This window comes from Nocardioides gansuensis, from assembly GCF_003076135.1.
GTDB lineage: Bacteria > Actinomycetota > Actinomycetes > Propionibacteriales > Nocardioidaceae > Nocardioides > Nocardioides gansuensis.
Window position 1 is genome coordinate 758,771 of the sequence record NZ_QDGZ01000001.1, and the last position, 17,032, is coordinate 775,802.

Consider the following 17,032-nt stretch of genomic DNA (forward strand, 5'->3'; position numbering starts at 1 on the left):
ATTCTCCCACCGCCGCGATCATGGGTCGCGGCGGGGCGGCCGATAGACTCCCTGGTCATGTGCGGAATCGTGGGATACGTCGGGCCGAAGCAGGCGCAGGGGGTCGTGCTCGAGGGCCTGCGGCGACTTGAGTACCGCGGCTACGACTCGGCCGGCATCGCCCTGGTCGACGGCGGCGCGATCGCGTCAGACAAGCGCGCCGGCAAGCTGGTCAACCTCGAGAAGGCCATCGACGAGGCGCCGCTCCCGCAGTCGACCACGGGCATCGGCCACACCCGCTGGGCCACGCACGGCGCACCCAACGACCGCAACGCCCATCCCCACCTCGGCCGCGAGCGCCGGGTGGCCCTGGTGCACAACGGCATCATCGAGAACTTCGCCCGCCTGCGCGCCGAGCTCGAGGCCCAGGGCCACGAGATGCTCTCCGAGACCGACACCGAGATCGCCGCCCACCTGCTCGAGCTCGAGGTCGACGCCGGCGCGGACCTGACGGTGGCCATGCAGCGGGTCTGCAGCCGGCTCGAGGGCGCGTTCACCCTGGTCGCGATCGACGCCCAGGACCCCGACCGCGTCGTCGCAGCCCGACGCAACTCGCCGCTGGTCGTCGGCCTGGGGGAGGGGGAGAACTTCCTCGGCTCCGACGTGGCCGCCTTCATCGAGCACACCCGCGAGGCGCTGGAGCTGGGCCAGGACCAGGTCGTCACCATCACCCGCGAGGGCGTCGCGGTGAGCGGCTTCGACGGCGTCCCCGCCGAGGGCCACCGCTACCACGTCGACTGGGACCTCACGGCCGCCGAGAAGGACGGCCACGACTGGTTCATGCGCAAGGAGATCTACGAGCAGCCCCGCGCGGTCGCCAACTCGCTGCTCGGCCGGCGCGCCGCCGACGGACAGCTCCACCTCGACGAGATGCGGCTGTCCGACCAGGACCTGCGCGACATCGACAAGATCATCATCATCGCCGCGGGCACGTCCTTCTACGCCGGCATGGTCGCCAAGTATGCGATCGAGCACTGGTGCCGGATCCCGGTCGAGGTCGAGCTCGCCAGCGAGTTCCGCTACCGCGACCCGATCCTCAAGCACTCCACGCTCGTCGTCGCGATCAGCCAGTCCGGCGAGACCGCCGACACGCTGCAGGCCATCCGCCACGCCCGGGTACAGAAGTCCAAGGTCCTGGCGATCTGCAACACCAACGGCTCCACGATCCCGCGCGAGTCCGACGGGGTGATCTACACGCACGCCGGCCCCGAGATCGGCGTGGCCTCCACGAAGGGCTTCCTCACCCAGCTCGTCGCCTGCTACCTGCTCGCCCTCTACCTTGCGCAGGTCAAGGGCACCCGCTTCGGCGACGAGATCGCGCAGGTCATGGACCAGCTCGACAAGATGCCGGCGCACATCCGGGCGGTGCTGGACCAGGCCGAGGAGATCTACGCCCTGGCCCGCGAGCACGTCGACAGCCGCTCGGTCCTCTTCCTGGGCCGCCACGCCGGCTATCCGGTGGCCCTCGAGGGCGCGCTCAAGCTCAAGGAGCTCGCCTACATCCACGCCGAGGGCTTCGCGGCGGGTGAGCTCAAGCACGGCCCGATCGCGCTGATCGAGGATGGCCTGCCTGTCCTCTGCGTCGTTCCGCCCCGGGGCCGGGACTTCCTCCACGACAAGATGGTGAGCGGCATCCAGGAGGTCCGGGCCCGCGGCGCCCGCACGATCTGCCTCGCCGAGGAGGGCGACACCTCGATCGAGCCCTACGCCGACGTGCTGATCCCGCTGCCGTCGGTGCCGGTGCTCCTGCAGCCCATGGTGGCCGTCGTACCCCTGCAGCTCTTCGCCTGCGAGCTGGCCACGGCCATGGGCCACGACGTCGACCAGCCGCGCAACCTCGCCAAGTCCGTCACCGTCGAGTGACCGCCCGCTGATGATCGTCGGGGTCGGCATCGACGTCGTCGACGTGGAGAGGTTCGAGGCTTCCCTGAGCCGTACGCCGGCGCTGCGGGACCGCCTGTTCACCGCCGCGGAGGCGGGCCGGCCGATGGCGTCGCTCGCTGCCCGCTTCGCCGCCAAGGAGGCGATCGCCAAGGCGCTCGGCGCGCCGGTGGGCATGGCGTGGCACGACGCGGAGATCGTCTCGGAGGACACCGGCCGGCCCCGGTTCGAGATCCGCGGGACGGTCGCCGCCCGCGCCGAGGTGCTCGGCGTCGCCCACGTGCACGTGTCCCTGTCCCACGACGCCGGCATCGCGTCGGCGGTCGTCGTGCTCGAGGGCTAGCGTGCGCAGCGCCCACACCGTCGCCGAGGTCCGCGCGGCAGAGCAGAGCCTGATGGCGGCCCTGCCCGACGGCACGCTCATGCTGCGCGCGGCGACCGGCCTGGCCAACGCCGTGCTCGACCTCCTCGGCTCGGCCTACGGCCGGCGCGTCCTGCTGCTCGTGGGCTCGGGCGACAACGGCGGCGACGCCCTGTACGCCGGGGCGGCGCTGGCCCGCCGGGGCGTGCAGGTCGACGCGCTCCTGCTCGGCGGCAGCGTCCACGAGCCAGGGCTCGTCGCCCTCCGGACGGCCGGGGGCCGGGTCGTCGCCGAGGTGGAGCGTCGGCCCGACGTGGTCGTGGACGGCATCGTCGGCATCGGCGGGCGTCCCGGGCTGCGTCCGGAGGCCGCCGCAGTGCTGGAGGCACTCGCAGGTGTCCCGCTCGTCGCCGTGGACGTGCCGAGCGGGGTCGACGTCGACACCGGCGAGGTCGACGGGCCGCACGTCACCGCCGACGTCACCGTCACGTTCGGCACCCACAAGGTCGCCCACCTCGTCGACCCGGCCGCCGTGGCGGCCGGGGCCGTGCACCTGGTCGACATCGGCCTCGACCTGCCCGAGGCGGCGGTCACCGCGCTCCAGCGCGACGACGTGGCTGCGCTGCTGCCCAGGCCGGCCGGGTCCGACCACAAGTACACCCGCGGCGTGGTCGGTGTCCGCGCCGGCTCCGGCACCTACCCGGGAGCCGCCCTGCTCTGCGTCGCCGGCGCGTCCTGCGGGCTGGCCGGCATGGTCCGCTATGTCGGGCCGGCAGAGGTCGCCATGCAGGTGCGGGTGGCCCACCCCGAGGTCGTGGGCGAGGGCCGGGTGCAGGCGTGGGTCGTCGGACCCGGCACGGCCGACGGAGCGGAGGAGGCGCTGCACGACGCCCTGGCCGACGGCGTACCGCTGGTGGTCGACGCCGACGCCCTGGCTCACGCCAAGGCCCCGGTCGAGGGCAGGGCCGTCCTGACCCCGCACGCCGGCGAGCTCGCCCGGATGCTGGGCGTCGAGCGCGACGCGGTGGAGGCGCGGCAGCTGCACCACGCGCGGCTCGCGGCGGACCGCTTCGGGGCTGTCGTGCTGCTCAAGGGCCGCCGCACGCTGGTCGCCGAGCCCGGAGGGCGAGTCCGCGTGACCACGACCGGCGTGCCGTGGCTGGGCACCGCGGGCGCGGGAGACGTGCTCACGGGCGTGATCGGGGCACTGCTGGCCGCAGGGCTCGAGCCCTTCGACGCGGCCTCTGTGGGGTCGTGGCTGCACGGTGCGGCGGCCACGCTGGCGTCGCGCGGTGGCCCCGTCGTGGCGGGCGACGTCGCGTCCGCCGTCCCCCAGGTGCTGCGGGACCTGTGACGGCTGGTGCGAGGATTGCGCCCATGACCGAGCCAGGACCGGCGCGCGCCGAGATCGTCGTCGATCTCGCTGCTGTGCGCCACAACGTGCGGCGGCTCGCCGAGCTGGTGGCCGCCGACGGGCCGGTGCAGATGATGACGGTGGTCAAGGCCGACGGCTACGGCCACGGCATGGTCCCGGTGGCCCGGGCGGCCCGAGCGGCGGGGGCCCACTGGCTGGGCGTCGCGACCCTCGACGAGGCGCTCGCCCTGCGCGAGGCGGGCGACACCGGACCCGTCCTGTGCTGGCTCGCTGCGCCGGGTGAGGACTACGCCGCCGCCGTCGAGGCGGGCATCGACGTGACTGCCTACTCGGTCGCCGAGCTGGACGAGATCGCTGCTGCGGGACCCGCGCGCGTGCAGGTCAAGCTCGACACGGGCCTGTCCCGCGGGGGAGCGACCCGCGCCGACTGGGAGCAGGTGCTGGGCCACGCCGCGGACCTCGAGCGGGCCGGACGCGTCCAGGTCACCGGGCTCTGGTCCCACCTCGCGGCGAGCGACGTGCCGCAGCACCCCGCCAACGACCAGCAGGAGAAGGCCTTCCGGGAGGCTCTCGACCTCGCCGAGGCCCTCGGGCTCCGCCCCGAGATGCGCCACCTCGCCAACTCGGCCGCCGCGATCCTCCGCCCGAGCGCACGGTTCGACCTCGTGCGGTGCGGCATCGCGTCGTACGGCCTCGACCCCGCGCCGGGCGAGACTCCCGCCCACCTCGGCCTCGTCCCGGCGATGACCGTGCGCGCCCCGCTGGTCATGGTGAAGCGGATCGCGCGCGGCGACGGCGTCTCGTACGGCCACACCTGGATCGCCGACCACGACACGACGGTGGGCCTGGTGCCCGCCGGCTACGCCGAGGGCGTCCCGCGGGCCGCGAGCAACGAGGCGTCCGTGTGGGTGGCGGGGAAGCAGCGCCCGATCCGCGGCCTGGTGTGCATGGACCAGTTCGTCGTCGATCTTGGCGACGACCAGGCCGAGGTCGGCGACGAGGTCCTGCTCTTCGGGCCTGGTGACCGCGGGGAGCCCACCGCCCAGGACTGGGCCGAGGCGGTCGGCACCATCAACTACGAGATCGTGACCCGCGTCGGCGGACGCCTCCGCAGGCGGTACGTCGACCGGGCAGGGGCGGCATGAGCGCGAAGCGCAGGATCCTGGGAGCCGCTGCCGGCGCTGCCGGCCTGGTGGCTGCCGGCACGGCAGCGCGGTTCGCCCAGCAGCACCGGGTGATCGCCCGCCGCGGGGCCGGCGACACCACTCCCTTCGGCAGCCTGCACAGCCCGCGGCTCACCGTCGTCGCCGACGACGGCGTCGACCTGCACGTCGAGGTCGACGAGCCCGCGGCCGGCCGGCAGGTGGCCGGCGACCTGACGCTCGTGTTCGTGCACGGCTACTGCCTCAGCCTCGACTCCTGGCACTTCCAGCGCGCCGCCTACCGCGGTCAGGTCCGGGCCGTCTACTACGACCAGCGATCACACGGCCGTTCAGCACGTTCGCCCGAGGACCACTGCACGATCGAGCAGCTCGGCAAGGACCTGGCCCGGGTCATCGAGGACACCGCCCCCGGCCCGGTTGTGGTCATCGGCCACTCGATGGGCGGGATGAGCATCATCTCCCTGGCCGAGCACCACCCCGAGCTCTTCGGCGACAAGGTGGTCGGCGTCGCGCTGGTCTCGACCACCGCGGGCGGCCTCGACCCCGGGCGCGTCCTCTTCCCGATGATCCCGCTGGGCCTGGGCGGCACGGTGATCGGCCGCTTCGTGCGGGTGCTCGACCGCGGCCACCGCGTGGTCGACCTGGCGCGCAAGTGGGGCCACGTCGTCGCCGACGTCCTCGCCGACCGCTACGCCTTCGGTGACGACGTGCCCGGCCACTACGTCGAGTTCCTCTACGGGATGCTCGACGCGACGCCGTTCTCGGTGGCCGCCGACTTCTACCCCGCCTTCGCGACGCTGGACAAGTTCGAGCACGTGGAGGTGCTGGGCTCGGTCCCGACGTCGATCATCTGCGGCACCGAGGACAAGATCACCGGCATCGACCACAGCCGCAAGCTGCACACCCGCATCGCCGGGTCGAGCCTGCTGGAGTGCGAGGGCGCCGGCCACATGGTCACCCTGGAGAGGCACGACGACGTCAACAGGGAGCTGGACGACCTGATCAGCCTGGCCACGGCTCGCGTGGAGGCGGCCGGGTGAACGTCGAGGTACGCCGCGTCGGCCCCGAGGCCGCCGCCGAGGTCGCGGCCGTCGTCAAGGCGGCCTTCTCTGCGCGTCCGCCGCTGGACCCGCCGGCCGACGCGCTGGCCGAGGACGCCAGCCACGTCGCCGCCGAGCTGCGCGACCACGGGGGGCTGCTGGCGACCGTCGACGGGCGCCCGGTCGGCTCGGTGCTGCTGCTGCGTGATCGCGACACGCTGTGGCTGCGCCGTTTCGGCGTGCTGCCCGACGCCCAGGGACTCGGCATCGCCAACGCCCTCCTCGAGGCCATCACCGGGCCCGAGGAGTGGGCCGTCCTCGCCCGGGTCGAGCTGCCGGGGACGATCGACTTCTGGACCCGCCGCGGCTTCGTGGAGGTCGACCGCCGCTCGCCCTACGTGGAGCTGCGCAGGCCCGCCGCGTCGTCGTACGACGTGCCCGACGCCGAGGCGATGCAGGAGCTGGGAGCCCGGGTCGGCCGGGCGCTGCGCGCCGGCGACCTGGTCCTGCTCACCGGCGAGCTCGGAGCCGGCAAGACCACCTTCACCCAGGGCCTCGGCGAGGGGCTGGGCGTGCGGCCCGGCATCACGTCGCCCACCTTCGTGATCTCGCGCATCCACCCCTCGCTCGGCGAGGGCCCTGATCTCGTCCACGTCGACGCCTACCGGCTCGGCGGTGCCGCCGAGCTCGACGACCTCGACCTCGACGCGTCGCTGGACGAGGCGGTCACCGTCGTCGAGTGGGGGACGGGCGTCGCCGAGCAGCTGGCGGACTCGAGGCTCGAGGTGGTCATCACCCGCGCGGTCGCCGACGAGGCGACCGACGAGCTCGACTCCCGGCGGGTGGAGCTGCGCCGCGTGGGCGCCCAGTAGCCTCGGGCTCGTGCTGCTCGCCTTCGACACCGCCACGCCACTCGTCACCGTCGCCCTGCACGACGGCTCCGACGTGGTCGCCGAGCGGCTCTCCGTGCGGCCGATGAAGCACGGGGAGCAGCTCGCCCCGCTCATCGAGGCGGTCCTGGCCGACACCGGACTGGTGCGGCAGGACCTCACCGCCGTCGCCGTGGGCGTGGGCCCGGGTCCGTTCACCGGGCTGCGGGTCGGCCTGGTCACCGCGCGAACGCTCGGCCACGCGCTCGAGATCCCGGTCTACGGCGTGTGCTCCCTCGACGTGCTCGCCGTGGAGGCCGTGGACTCCGGCGCCGTCACTGGCGACTTCCTGGTGGCCACGGATGCGCGGCGCAAGGAGGTCTACCTGGCGTCGTACGACGAGGCGGGCGCGCGCCTGTCGGGGCCGGTGGTGGCCAGGCCCGACACGGTCGCCAGCGAGGCGCCCACCGTGGGGGAGGGTGCGGTGCTCTACCCGGCGGCGTTCCCGCACGCCGTGGGACCCGTCCGCCCCAGCGCCGGCTGGCTCGCCCGGGTGGTCGCCGAGGAGCGTGCCGAGCTGCTCGACCCCGACCCCCTCTACCTGCGCCGTCCCGACGTCGAGGCGGCGAGGGCGCCCAAGTCGGTCCTGTGATCCGCTCCGCGACACCGGCCGACATCCCGGCCCTCGCGGCCCTCGAGGCCGACCTCTTCGGCGTCGACGCCTGGGACGAGAAGGCGCTGGCGGCCGAGCTGACCGCGCCCGGCCGGCACTTCGCGGTCGACGACGGGCTGCGCGGCTACGTCGTGACGGCGACGGCCGGTGACATCACCGACCTGCTGCGCATCGGGGTGCGCCCCGACTGCCGTCGCGCAGGCCTGGCGTCCGCCCTCCTCGAGGAGGCCCTCGCCCACACCGGCGAGGCTGACCGGATGCTGCTCGAGGTGTCCGCCGGCAACCGGGGGGCCGTCGCGTTCTACCTCGCCCGCGGCTTCGCGCAGGTCGACGTGCGACCCCACTACTACCGCGACGGCTCCGACGCGCTCGTGCTGCTGCGCGACCTCCCGCAGAGCGGTGCCTCCCGCACGGGCACGCCATCATCGATCCGACACAATGGCGACCATGACTGACGCGCCGCTCGTGCTGGGGATCGAGACGTCCTGCGACGAGACCGGGGTCGGCATCGTGCGGGGGCACACCCTGCTGGCCGACGCCGTCGCGAGCAGCGTCGACGAGCACGCCCGCTTCGGCGGGGTGGTGCCGGAGGTCGCGAGCCGGGCCCACCTCGAGGCGATGGTGCCGACGATCGAGCGGGCGTGCGAGACCGCCGGTGTGGCCCTGACCGACCTGGACGGCATCGCCGTGACGAGCGGGCCTGGCCTGGCCGGTGCCCTGCTCGTGGGAGTCGCGAGCGCCAAGGCCCTGTCGATAGCGCTCGGCAAGCCGCTCTACGGCGTCAACCACCTCGCTGCCCACGTGGCCGTCGACCAGCTCGAGCACGGGCCGCTGCCCGAGCCGTGCCTGGCGATGCTGGTCTCGGGCGGCCACTCCAGCCTGCTGCTGGTCGAGGACGTCACCACGGGTGTCGACCCGCTGGGCGCGACGATCGACGACGCGGCAGGGGAGGCGTTCGACAAGGTCGCGCGGCTGCTGGGGCTGCCGTTCCCGGGCGGGCCGCACATCGACCGGGCGGCCGCGAGCGGCAACGCCGTGGCGATCGACTTCCCCCGCGGGCTCACCAGCCGCCGCGACCTCGAGCGACACAGGTTCGACTTCTCGTTCTCCGGGCTCAAGACCGCGGTGGCGCGCTGGGTGGAGACCCAGCAGCGGGCCGGCGCGACCATCGACGTGGCCGACGTCGCCGCGTCCTTCCAGGAGGCGGTCTGCGACGTGCTGACGCGCAAGGCGCTGGACGCCGCGGCGACCCATGGGGTCGAGGACATCCTGATCGGGGGCGGCGTGGCCGCCAACAGCCGGCTGCGGGCGATGGCCGTGGAGCGCGCCGCCGCGAAAGGACTCCGGGTGCGGGTGCCGAGGCCGGGGCTGTGCACCGACAACGGTGCCATGGTGGCCGCCCTGGGAGCCGAGCTCATGCAGAGAGGTCGAGCGCCGTCGGCGCTCGACCTCCCTGCAGACTCGTCCCAGCCCGTGACCACCGTGGTGGCCTAGGTCCGGGTCACCTCAGGACGCCGGGACCGCCGTCCTCGTCGCTGAGCCAGTCCTGCTCGAAGACCATCGCGTCCCGCTGGTCCTGCTCGCGCTCGTCCTTCTTGCCGCCGCGGCGACCGGCAGCGCCGGCGCCGGCACCGGCAGCGCCCCGGCCGCCGGCCTTGCCTGCGCCTCCGCGACCACCGGCCTTGCCGGCCGCGCCCGCGGCTCCGGCGCGGCCTGCCGCACCTGCGGCTCCGGCGCGGCCGGCTGCACCGGCCCGGCCGGCAGCGGCACGGCCGGCGGCGTTGGCGGCCGCGCTGCGGGACAGCGAGCTGGCACCGCCAGCCCGGCTGGTGGCGCCGATGCCCTTGACCCCGGACGAGCGCAGGCTGGAAGCGCCCGAGATCGCGCCCTTGATGGCACCCCCGATGGCACCGCCGCCCAGTGCTGCCGCGGCCACGCCGCCGGCACCGACACCGCCTGAGGTGCTCGGGGCGCCCGGTGCGCCCACGGGGCCACTGGGGTTGTAGTCGGTGCCACCCTGGGGGGCACCGCCGTAGGTGGTCGTCGGGCCGTCGCCAGGGCCGTTCGGCGGTTGCGGGTGCGGCGGCCAGTCCGTCGGGTTGGGCGGCGGCCACTCCGGTGGCACCGGATCGAAGTGGGGCGGCCTCGGCGGCGGCGGGTCGTCGTGGTCCTTCGGCGGCGGGGGCTCGTCGTCGTGGTCCTTCGGCGGGGGAATATCCGTCACGTCCCGAGGCGGCGGCGGAGTGGTGGTGGTGCCGGGACCAGGCGGGACACCGCCGGGTCCACCGGGGCCGGTTGGGCCGCCGGGGCCGCCGGGGATGTTCGCCGGCTCGGTGGGGTCGGGCATCCCGTGGATCGCCTTCATCGGCGGGATGGCGTCGATGAACGCACCGTCCAGCTTGGTCGTCCACGTCGAGGCGGCCGACTCCTGCTGGCTGTACGCCTGCTGGTACGCCGCCTGCTGCGAGTCGGCCTTCGTCTTGGCCTTGCCCTCGGCCTCGATCTCTTCTGGCGTCGGCTGGACGCCCGGGGTCCGGTTCGGCGGCACGTACGGCGGCGGCGCCTGTAGGTCCTCCATCGAGTCGAGCGCCGCCCGGGCGTTCTTGATGACGCCCGACACGTGCTCGAGGGCCTCTCCGCCGGCCGCGAGCTTCTCCGACTTCGCCCGCATGCCCTTGGAGCTCTTCAGCAAGGCATCGTGGAGGGCGTTCGCGGTCTCGCTCTGCTGACCGAGGATGTCACGGACGTTGGGCGCGCCCTGGGCCAAGCCGTCGGCGATGAGCCCGAGCGCCTCGGCCTTCTGCTTCCAGTCCGTGCCCGAGTCGCTGATGGCGGAATGGCGCTCGCCGTACAGGTACTTCTCGAGCTGCAGGCGCTCAGGTCCCTTGGTCATGAGTCGCCTCCCGCCGGAGTTGGCGCCGCACACGCAGCGGCGTTGAACGTCGGCGAGGAGATGCACTCCGTCGAGGTGGCCAGGTTCGAGTAGGTCACGCCGTCGTTCTCGTCGATCCCCGTCACGTCCTTGGCATAGGCCTCGAGCTGGGTGCCGAGGTGCCGCAGGTTGTCGGCCATGCCCTCGAACGCCTCGATGACCACTTCGTGCGCCAGGTTGGCGTTGGTGGCCAAGCGGTAGCCCCCCGAGTGAGAGTCGCCGAACCAGGTGGGCTCGAGTCCCATCGGCTTGGCGGCTGCGAGCTTGTCGGCGTCGAGCTCCAGGGAGTCCAGGATCTCCTTGATCTCGGGGGTGATCGTGACCCCCGCGACGGTGAGCGCGTTCTTCACCAGGTTGATGTCTGCGAGCAGCATGTCGTCCCCGTTCCCGGCCCGAGAGCCGTCTAAACCCCCATCAGGGAATTTCATCGTCATCCACTACGGTGACGTCTGTCCAAATCGGGTTGGAGGCTTGTATGAAGTCAGTCTTGCTGGCGGGACTGTCCGTGCTCCTGTTCGTGGCGGGCGCGTGCAGCGAGCAGGATCCGGCGGCTGGAGAGCCGACCGTGACGCCGTCATCGAGCCCGTCCGCAGCCTCCGAAGAGCCTGCATCGTCCGAGTCGCAGACTCCGGTGCCATCGGCAGTCGCTCCGGCAGACGGTCGCCGGATCAATCTCGAGCACGCGACGGTGCACATCCCCACGGGCTGGGACGTCGATGAGTCGATGCTCACGGAACACATCGCGTCCACGGGATCGCGTGCCGACGTGGCGGCGAACAGGTTTGCCGTCGCTGTGCTCGGCACCTACGGAGCAACTCTCGACGAGGCTGCCAAGGCCATCATCAAGCAGAACAAGGGTCGCGTCGCCTACGAGCGGCTACCAGACTTCGAGCTCGACGGGATCCGCGCCACCCACCTGGAGGGCAAGGGGATCTCGCAGAACAAGGACTACTTCGTGCGGATGGCGTCGCACTACGCGGGCGTCACCTACAACATCGGCTTCGGTTTCGACCCCGAGGTCTCGGAGGAGGAGCGGGACCAGGTCATGGACTCGATCCTCGCCAGCTGGACCTGGAAGTGACAGCCGCCTGACGGCTTGGACGGGGACCCATGAGGGGATCGATGGCGGCGACGGCCGCCTGCGTGGTGCTGCTGGGCGGCTGTACGTCGGGTGGTGCCGACGGGCCACCGGCGGGTGTGCCCGGCGGAGAGACAGCGACTACGGAAGCCGACTCGGTGGCGCCCACGAGTGAGCCCAACGAGGGCACACCGTCGGTCGAGCCGGCCGACGGAAAGCTCTACGAGATGGAGTCGTCGCGATTCCGGCTGCCGAAGAAGTGGTATGTCACGTCTGGTTCTGCGTCAGGCCAGATGGCTGCCTATGCGCTCCCCTCCCTGACGATGACGGCCCGCGACTGGCCGGACCTAGCGAGCGAGACGGAGTACATGGCCGCCGAGACACTCAAGGAGCGCCAGAAGGGCGGGAAGTACCGTCGGGTCGAGGACATCGAGCTCCCGATCTGCAGCGCCTACCAGATCGTGGGGCACAACCGTGCCGACGATGAGTACGAGATCGTCGTGGGTTGCACCGCGCGGGGAAGGCAGTATCACTACTCGTTCGCCACTGGTGAAGGTGGCGACGAGGTGATCCGTCCTGTCATGGAGTCGATCTTCGCGTCGATGGAATGGGACTGACCAGGACTTGGCGTCACTGCAGATGGGCTGAAGCGGGACCTCACTGCTCCACCAGGATGAACGGGGACTCGGCGTAGTCGGGCGACTTGCGTGGCTCGGCCGCCTGCTCCACGGATCCGTCCAGGCCAACGCGGTAGAGCCGCCAGAGGCCGTCGGCGAAGGAGTGGTGCGCGACCAGCAGGTGGGTGGCGTCCTCCCAGATGCGGTAGTTCACGAACCCGTCGCCGGCGTCGTACTGCACCTGACGCCCGCCGCTCCCCGTGTCGAGGATCGCGACCATCGACTGGCCGGCGCCGTCCTGGTAGGCGTCGCTCGCCATCACCCAGGCGCCGTCGGGCGAGAAGGCCTCGAGCGAGGTCTCGCACGTCTCCCACTTCCGGGCGCCCCCCTCGAACACCGCGCTGCAGAAGGTCAGCTCGATCGAGTCGGCAGCCGTCAGCCCTGCGACCAGCCGGTCACCGTGGGCGTCGCTGATGCTCAGTACGTCGGTGACCGGCCTGGTCACGTTGCCGTCGAGGTCCACCCGGCCCATGCCTCCTTCGGGGCCGGGCGCGCTGTAGTAGATCGCGCAGCCGTCGGGGCAGCCGTCGGCACCGTTGACCGCGGTGAGCATGCCGTAGGGGACGTCTGCCTCGATCGTGGTCGTGGCCTCAGCGGTGCGGACCTGGATCGGACCGTGCTCACCCCCCAGGGCGTAGGCGATCACCGAGCCGTCCTCGTTGGCGACGACCGGTCCCTCCATCGGGGTGGAGGCCAAGACCTCGCCGGACTCGTCGAGCTCGTCCATCCTCTTGAAGCCGGTCTCGTCGTCGTTCCAGACGGCCAGGACGTCGCCCGCCACCAGGTGCACCGAGACGTATGGCCGCTCGGTCGCGATGGTGGTGCCGTCGGGTAGGTGGATGGTCCGGCCCTCGATCCAGGCGACGCGCGGGGCCTCGCCGACAGGGGCGTCGGGCGACAGCACCACCTGCTCGGCGACCGGCGTCGGCACCGGCGTCACGGGCATGGGCTCTTCGGCCCGCCGTGCGTCGCCGCCGGAGAAGATCGCCACTGGCACGATCACCGCGGCAGCGGCCAGCAGGCCGGCCCCGGTCGCGAGGCGCCGGTTGCGGCGGATCGACCGGGCCTTGCCGGTCACGTCGTGCAGCGTCAGCGGAGCGTCGGCCAGGTGGTCCACGCGCCCCCGCAGGGTGGCCGCCAGCTCGCGCTCGAGCTCGTCGTGGGTGTTCATCGCTCCTCCTCCCGGGGATCGCTGGCTCGTGGGTCGAGTGACCGGGGTGCGCGCTGCCGCAGCGCGGCCAGCGCCCTGCTGGCCTGCGACTTCACGGTGCCGACGGAGACGCCCAGGGCGGCGGCGATCTCCGCCTCGCTGAGGTCCTCGTAGTAGCGGAGCACGATCACGCTGCGCTGCTTCGGCGGCAGCGTCTGGACGAAGTCCCACAGCTCGCCGCGCAGCCCCTCGTCGTACTCGTCGACGTGCGGCGCCTCCGGCAGCGTCTCGGTCGTGTGCTCCTTGCGCTTCCACGCGCGGCGCCACAGCGAGTTGTGCTCGTTGACCAGGATCCGCCGCGCATAGCCGTCCACCGCCCCGTGGTCGCGCAGCTTGTCCCACGAGAGGTAGAGCTTGGCCAGCGCCGTCTGGACGAGGTCCTCGGCGGAAGCGCGGTCACCCGTGAGCAGGTATGCCGTGCGGAGCAGGGCAGGCTGTCGCGCAGCCATGTACGACGAGAACTGCTCGTCCCTGCTACGCGACATCAGGTCTCCCGCGACCACGCTCGTTGTTCCGGACAACGCTCCACCTCCTATCCAATCGCTGTGAGGACGCGAGGTGGGGGAGTTGGGTTGCATCGGGGTGCCCGGTGGCGTGCTGCGAGGATGGTCGGGTGCCGAGAAGGGTCGCGACCGGGGTGCTGGCGCTCGCGCTGGCGCTGTCGGCATGCTCCGGTGACGGCGGCCCCGGGCCCGAGACGCCTACCTCGTCGCCCGGCGCCTCTTCCGGCGCCGAGGCGAAGCCCCCGCCGAGCCCGGCCGAACGACTCGGCCTGACGACGGGGTGGGGGCCGGGCCAGGCGGAGCTCGAGCAGGCCGTCCGGCTGGTGAGGAGGATGCCGCTCCCCGACCTCGCCGGCCAGGTGATCGTCGCCGAGTGGCAGGGCACCGCGGCGCCGGTGGCCCTGGTGCGTGACCTGCACCTCGGCGGAGTGATCGCCTTCGCCGAGAACGTCGCCTCCACCAGCCAGATCCGCGCGGTCAACGCGGCCCTGACCCGCCAGGTGCCGCGGCGCTGGCCGCTGTGGCTCTCGGTGGACCAGGAGGGCGGCATCGTCGAGCGGGTCAAGGGCGACGCGACCAGGTTCCCCACGTTCATGAGCGCCGGGGCCGCGAAGAGTCTCAATCTGACCCGCAGGGCCGCCCGCGCCAGTGGCGCCGAGCTCCGCGGGCTCGGCTTCACCGTGGTCTTCGCGCCCGACGCCGACGTGACGGCCGGGCCAGGTGACCCGACGATCGGGTCGCGCTCGGCCGGCTCCCGGGCCGAACAGGTGGCCACCGCGGTGGGGGCCGCCCTGGCCGGCTACCAGGCCGCCTCGATCGTGCCGGTCGTCAAGCACTTCCCCGGCCACGGGTCGGTGCCGCAGGACAGCCACCTCACCCTCCCGGTGCAGACCCGCACCCGCAAGCAGCTCCAGGCCGTCGACCTCGTGCCCTTCCGCGCCGCGATCGACGCGGGGGTGCCGGCGATCATGGTCGGCCACCTCGACGTCCGGGCCATCGACCCACGCGTCCCTTCGTCCCTGTCGCGCAAGGTGGTCACCGGGCTGCTGCGCGACGAGCTCGGCCACGACGGCCTGGTCGTGACCGACTCGCTCTCGATGGCCGGCGTCGCCCGCGGTCGTACCCCGGCGCAGTCGGCCGTGCAGGCCCTGCGCGCCGGCAACGACGTCCTCCTGATGCCGCCCGCTCCGGCAGAGGCGCGCGCCGGGATCGTCCGCGCGGTGCGGACCGGGTCGCTGACCCGGCGGCGGCTCGAGCAGGCGGCCGCCCGCCAGGTCGCCCTGCTGCTGCATTTCCGCGGCACCCCGGCCCAGCGTCGGGGCGCGCCGCCCGGCTCCGGCGGTGCCGCCTCGCGGGCGCTGTCGGCCGGCGCGCTCACCGTGGTGGCCGGCCCCTGCCGTGGCCGGCTGGTCGCGGGCAGCGTGACGCCCACCGGCGACCCGGTGGCGGTGGCCAACTTCATCGCCGCCGCGCGGGCCGCCGGGCTCGGCGTACTCCTCCGCCGGGCGGTGCCCGCCCACCTCACACAGGCCACGCCACCGCCGGCGCGGGAGAAGAAGGAGAAGAAGGCGGCGTTCGAGCGTCGCCGGCGTGCCTGGGCGGCGGCGGAGCGGCGCCGGAAGCAGGAGCTCGCCGCCTGGCACCGCGCCGAGGAGGCGCGCCTCGCAGCCGGCACGAGCATCGGCTTCAGCGGCTACGACTCCGGCACCTACGACGGCGAGATCGCCGTCGCCGTCGACACACCGTACGCCCTCGGCGAGGTCTCCGCGCCGGTGCGGATCGCGACGTACGGCGACACGATCGGCGCGATGTCCGCGCTCGTCGACGTGCTGCTCGGCAAGGCGCGCGCCACGGGCACGGTGCCCGTCGACGTGGCCGGCGTCGAGCGGCGGGGCTGCTAGCCGCTCAGAGCGGCTCGACCAGCAGCGCGGTGCCCTGGCCCGCCGCCCGGGTGAGCACGAGCGTGCCCTCCTCTTCGCCGGAGAGCGCGAGCCGCTTGCGCAGCTGCTCCGGCACGACCGCCACGCCCCGCTTCTTGATCGCCAGCCGGCCAATGCGGCGCTCACGGAGCGCCGCCTTGAGCTGCTTCTCGCGGTAGGGCAGCTCCTCGACGACCCGATAGGACCGCGCGAAGGGGGTGCGGAACGGCGCGTCGGACGTCACGTAGGCGATGTGCTCGTCGAGGAGTCCGCCGCCGACACCGGCCGCGACGGCGGTGACGAGGCCGGCCCGGATCACGGCGCCGTCCGGCTCGTAGAGGAAGCCGCCCAGCGGTCGCAGGGGCCGCGGCTGGCCGTCGAACGGGTCGTCCTCGGCGGTGAGGGTGGCCAGGCCGCCGGTGCCGATCACGGTGGCCCGGCGCGGGGTGGTGGCCAGCGCGGGCGACCAGATCGCCGCCTCCTTCACGTCGCCGGCCTCGCTCACCCACTCGGCCTCCACGCCCTCGGGCAGCATCTCGTGCGGAATGCCGGGCGCGACCTTGACGACCGCGCGGCCATGGAGGAGGTCGAGCACCCACGACCACGGCGGCGTCCAGCCCTCCGCGTCGAAGACCCGGCCACGCCCGCCGCGCCTGGCGGGATCGGCGTACGCCGCGCCGAAGCCGCCCACGTCGACAGCCGTCGCGTCGGCGACCTGGACGGCGCCAGCCAGGCCCAGTGCGTCGAGGTTGGCCTGCGCGAAGGCCACCCGCACCGGGTCGGTGTCGACTCCGGCAGCGATCAGCCCCGCTCGGGAGAAGGCGATCAGGTCGCCGCCGATGCCGCAGCCGAGGTCGATCACGGTCCCCGCAGGGACCGCTGCCGCGACCCGGGCCGCCCGGTGCTCGGCGACGCGCATCCGGGTCGCCTGCTCGAGGGCGTCGGGGGTGAGGAAGAGATGGGGGGCCAGCTCGCCGAACTTGGCGACCGCCCGCTCCCGCAGCTGGACCTGGGTCATCGCGGCGGCGGCGTGCGCGGCCTCGGCCTCCGGCGCTGCCTTCCGCAGCGCGGTGCCGGCACGCACCGGATCGCCCGCGTGGTCGACGTACGCCGTCATGGCCAGGTCGACCAGGCGCCGCCCGTCGTCGGTCAGCAGCCACGTCGCCGTCTCGAGGTCCACCCCCGCATCCTGTCAGCGCGATGCCTGTCTGGCACTCGTTCCGGGGGAGTGCTAACGTCGTCATTGGCACTCTCACCCCGAGGGTGCCAGCTTGCGATGGCATGCGATCCCCGCGACGGCGCACGCAGGAGC

Annotated in this window: 17 protein-coding genes; 12 read left to right on the top strand and 5 right to left on the bottom strand. The window is 73.1% G+C overall.

Annotated elements, in window-relative coordinates:
* Positions 1-57 precede the first annotated feature (57 nt).
* Genes glmS through tsaD form a run of 9 tightly spaced genes read left to right on the top strand, consistent with a single transcriptional unit; the run spans position 58 to position 8,895 of the window.
* On the top strand, positions 58-1,902 hold the full coding sequence (gene glmS / locus DDE18_RS03625) for a glutamine--fructose-6-phosphate transaminase (isomerizing) (RefSeq protein ID WP_116570827.1): 1,845 nt from the start codon (positions 58-60) through the stop codon (positions 1,900-1,902).
* 10 nt (positions 1,903-1,912) lie between these two features.
* A complete protein-coding gene (locus DDE18_RS03630) occupies positions 1,913-2,263 on the top strand; it encodes a holo-ACP synthase (RefSeq protein WP_116570828.1) in 351 nt (116 codons plus the stop codon).
* Position 2,264: 1 nt separating this feature from the next.
* Entirely contained in the window at positions 2,265-3,635 is a 1,371-nt protein-coding gene (locus DDE18_RS03635; protein WP_170313257.1) for an NAD(P)H-hydrate dehydratase, read from the top strand.
* Positions 3,636-3,658: 23 nt separating this feature from the next.
* Entirely contained in the window at positions 3,659-4,801 is a 1,143-nt protein-coding gene (alr, locus tag DDE18_RS03640; protein ID WP_116570829.1) for an alanine racemase, read from the top strand.
* Complete coding sequence (locus tag DDE18_RS03645) at positions 4,798-5,859, top strand: alpha/beta fold hydrolase (protein ID WP_116570830.1); 1,062 nt, start codon at positions 4,798-4,800, stop codon at positions 5,857-5,859. Before alr ends, DDE18_RS03645 begins: the two co-directional genes overlap by 4 nt.
* Positions 5,856-6,731: a tRNA (adenosine(37)-N6)-threonylcarbamoyltransferase complex ATPase subunit type 1 TsaE gene (gene tsaE / locus DDE18_RS03650; RefSeq protein WP_116570831.1), complete on the top strand. Its 876-nt coding sequence runs from the start codon at positions 5,856-5,858 to the stop codon at positions 6,729-6,731. The genes DDE18_RS03645 and tsaE overlap by 4 nt, the downstream gene beginning before the upstream one ends.
* 10 nt (positions 6,732-6,741) lie before the next feature.
* A complete protein-coding gene (tsaB, locus tag DDE18_RS03655) occupies positions 6,742-7,380 on the top strand; it encodes a tRNA (adenosine(37)-N6)-threonylcarbamoyltransferase complex dimerization subunit type 1 TsaB (RefSeq protein ID WP_116570832.1) in 639 nt (212 codons plus the stop codon).
* Positions 7,377-7,856 carry a GNAT family N-acetyltransferase gene (locus DDE18_RS22770; protein ID WP_165821005.1) on the top strand — a complete coding sequence of 160 codons (480 nt, stop codon included), beginning with the start codon at positions 7,377-7,379 and terminating at the stop codon, positions 7,854-7,856. The genes tsaB and DDE18_RS22770 overlap by 4 nt, the downstream gene beginning before the upstream one ends.
* Positions 7,849-8,895 carry a tRNA (adenosine(37)-N6)-threonylcarbamoyltransferase complex transferase subunit TsaD gene (gene tsaD / locus DDE18_RS03665; protein ID WP_116571014.1) on the top strand — a complete coding sequence of 349 codons (1,047 nt, stop codon included), beginning with the start codon at positions 7,849-7,851 and terminating at the stop codon, positions 8,893-8,895. Before DDE18_RS22770 ends, tsaD begins: the two co-directional genes overlap by 8 nt.
* A 7-nt stretch (positions 8,896-8,902) precedes the next feature.
* On the opposite strand, the gene DDE18_RS03670 is transcribed toward tsaD, so the two are convergent.
* Positions 8,903-10,294 (bottom strand): hypothetical protein, encoded by a 1,392-nt coding sequence (locus tag DDE18_RS03670; protein WP_116570833.1) that lies wholly within the window; start codon positions 10,292-10,294, stop codon positions 8,903-8,905.
* Positions 10,291-10,707: a hypothetical protein gene (locus DDE18_RS03675; protein ID WP_116570834.1), complete on the bottom strand. Its 417-nt coding sequence runs from the start codon at positions 10,705-10,707 to the stop codon at positions 10,291-10,293. Before DDE18_RS03675 ends, DDE18_RS03670 begins: the two co-directional genes overlap by 4 nt.
* Positions 10,708-11,021: 314 nt before the next feature.
* On the opposite strand from DDE18_RS03675, the gene DDE18_RS22585 reads away from it, so the two are divergent.
* The gene (locus DDE18_RS22585; RefSeq protein WP_133241141.1) at positions 11,022-11,414 is read left to right on the top strand and encodes a hypothetical protein; all 393 of its coding nucleotides are present in this window, start codon (positions 11,022-11,024) and stop codon (positions 11,412-11,414) included.
* Positions 11,415-11,443: 29 nt separating this feature from the next.
* Positions 11,444-12,028: a hypothetical protein gene (locus DDE18_RS03685; RefSeq protein WP_133241142.1), complete on the top strand. Its 585-nt coding sequence runs from the start codon at positions 11,444-11,446 to the stop codon at positions 12,026-12,028.
* 40 nt (positions 12,029-12,068) lie between these two features.
* Here the strand turns inward: DDE18_RS03685 and DDE18_RS03690 are convergent, their stop codons facing one another.
* Positions 12,069-13,259 carry a hypothetical protein gene (locus tag DDE18_RS03690; protein ID WP_116570837.1) on the bottom strand — a complete coding sequence of 397 codons (1,191 nt, stop codon included), beginning with the start codon at positions 13,257-13,259 and terminating at the stop codon, positions 12,069-12,071.
* Positions 13,256-13,783: a SigE family RNA polymerase sigma factor gene (locus tag DDE18_RS03695; RefSeq protein ID WP_116570838.1), complete on the bottom strand. Its 528-nt coding sequence runs from the start codon at positions 13,781-13,783 to the stop codon at positions 13,256-13,258. Before DDE18_RS03695 ends, DDE18_RS03690 begins: the two co-directional genes overlap by 4 nt.
* 128 nt (positions 13,784-13,911) lie before the next feature.
* On the opposite strand from DDE18_RS03695, the gene DDE18_RS03700 reads away from it, so the two are divergent.
* Complete coding sequence (locus tag DDE18_RS03700) at positions 13,912-15,702, top strand: glycoside hydrolase family 3 N-terminal domain-containing protein (protein WP_165821006.1); 1,791 nt, start codon at positions 13,912-13,914, stop codon at positions 15,700-15,702.
* A gap of 4 nt (positions 15,703-15,706) precedes the next feature.
* Here the strand turns inward: DDE18_RS03700 and DDE18_RS03705 are convergent, their stop codons facing one another.
* On the bottom strand, positions 15,707-16,900 hold the full coding sequence (locus DDE18_RS03705; RefSeq protein WP_116570840.1) for a class I SAM-dependent methyltransferase: 1,194 nt from the start codon (positions 16,898-16,900) through the stop codon (positions 15,707-15,709).
* Between the last annotated feature and the right edge of the window lie 132 nt (positions 16,901-17,032).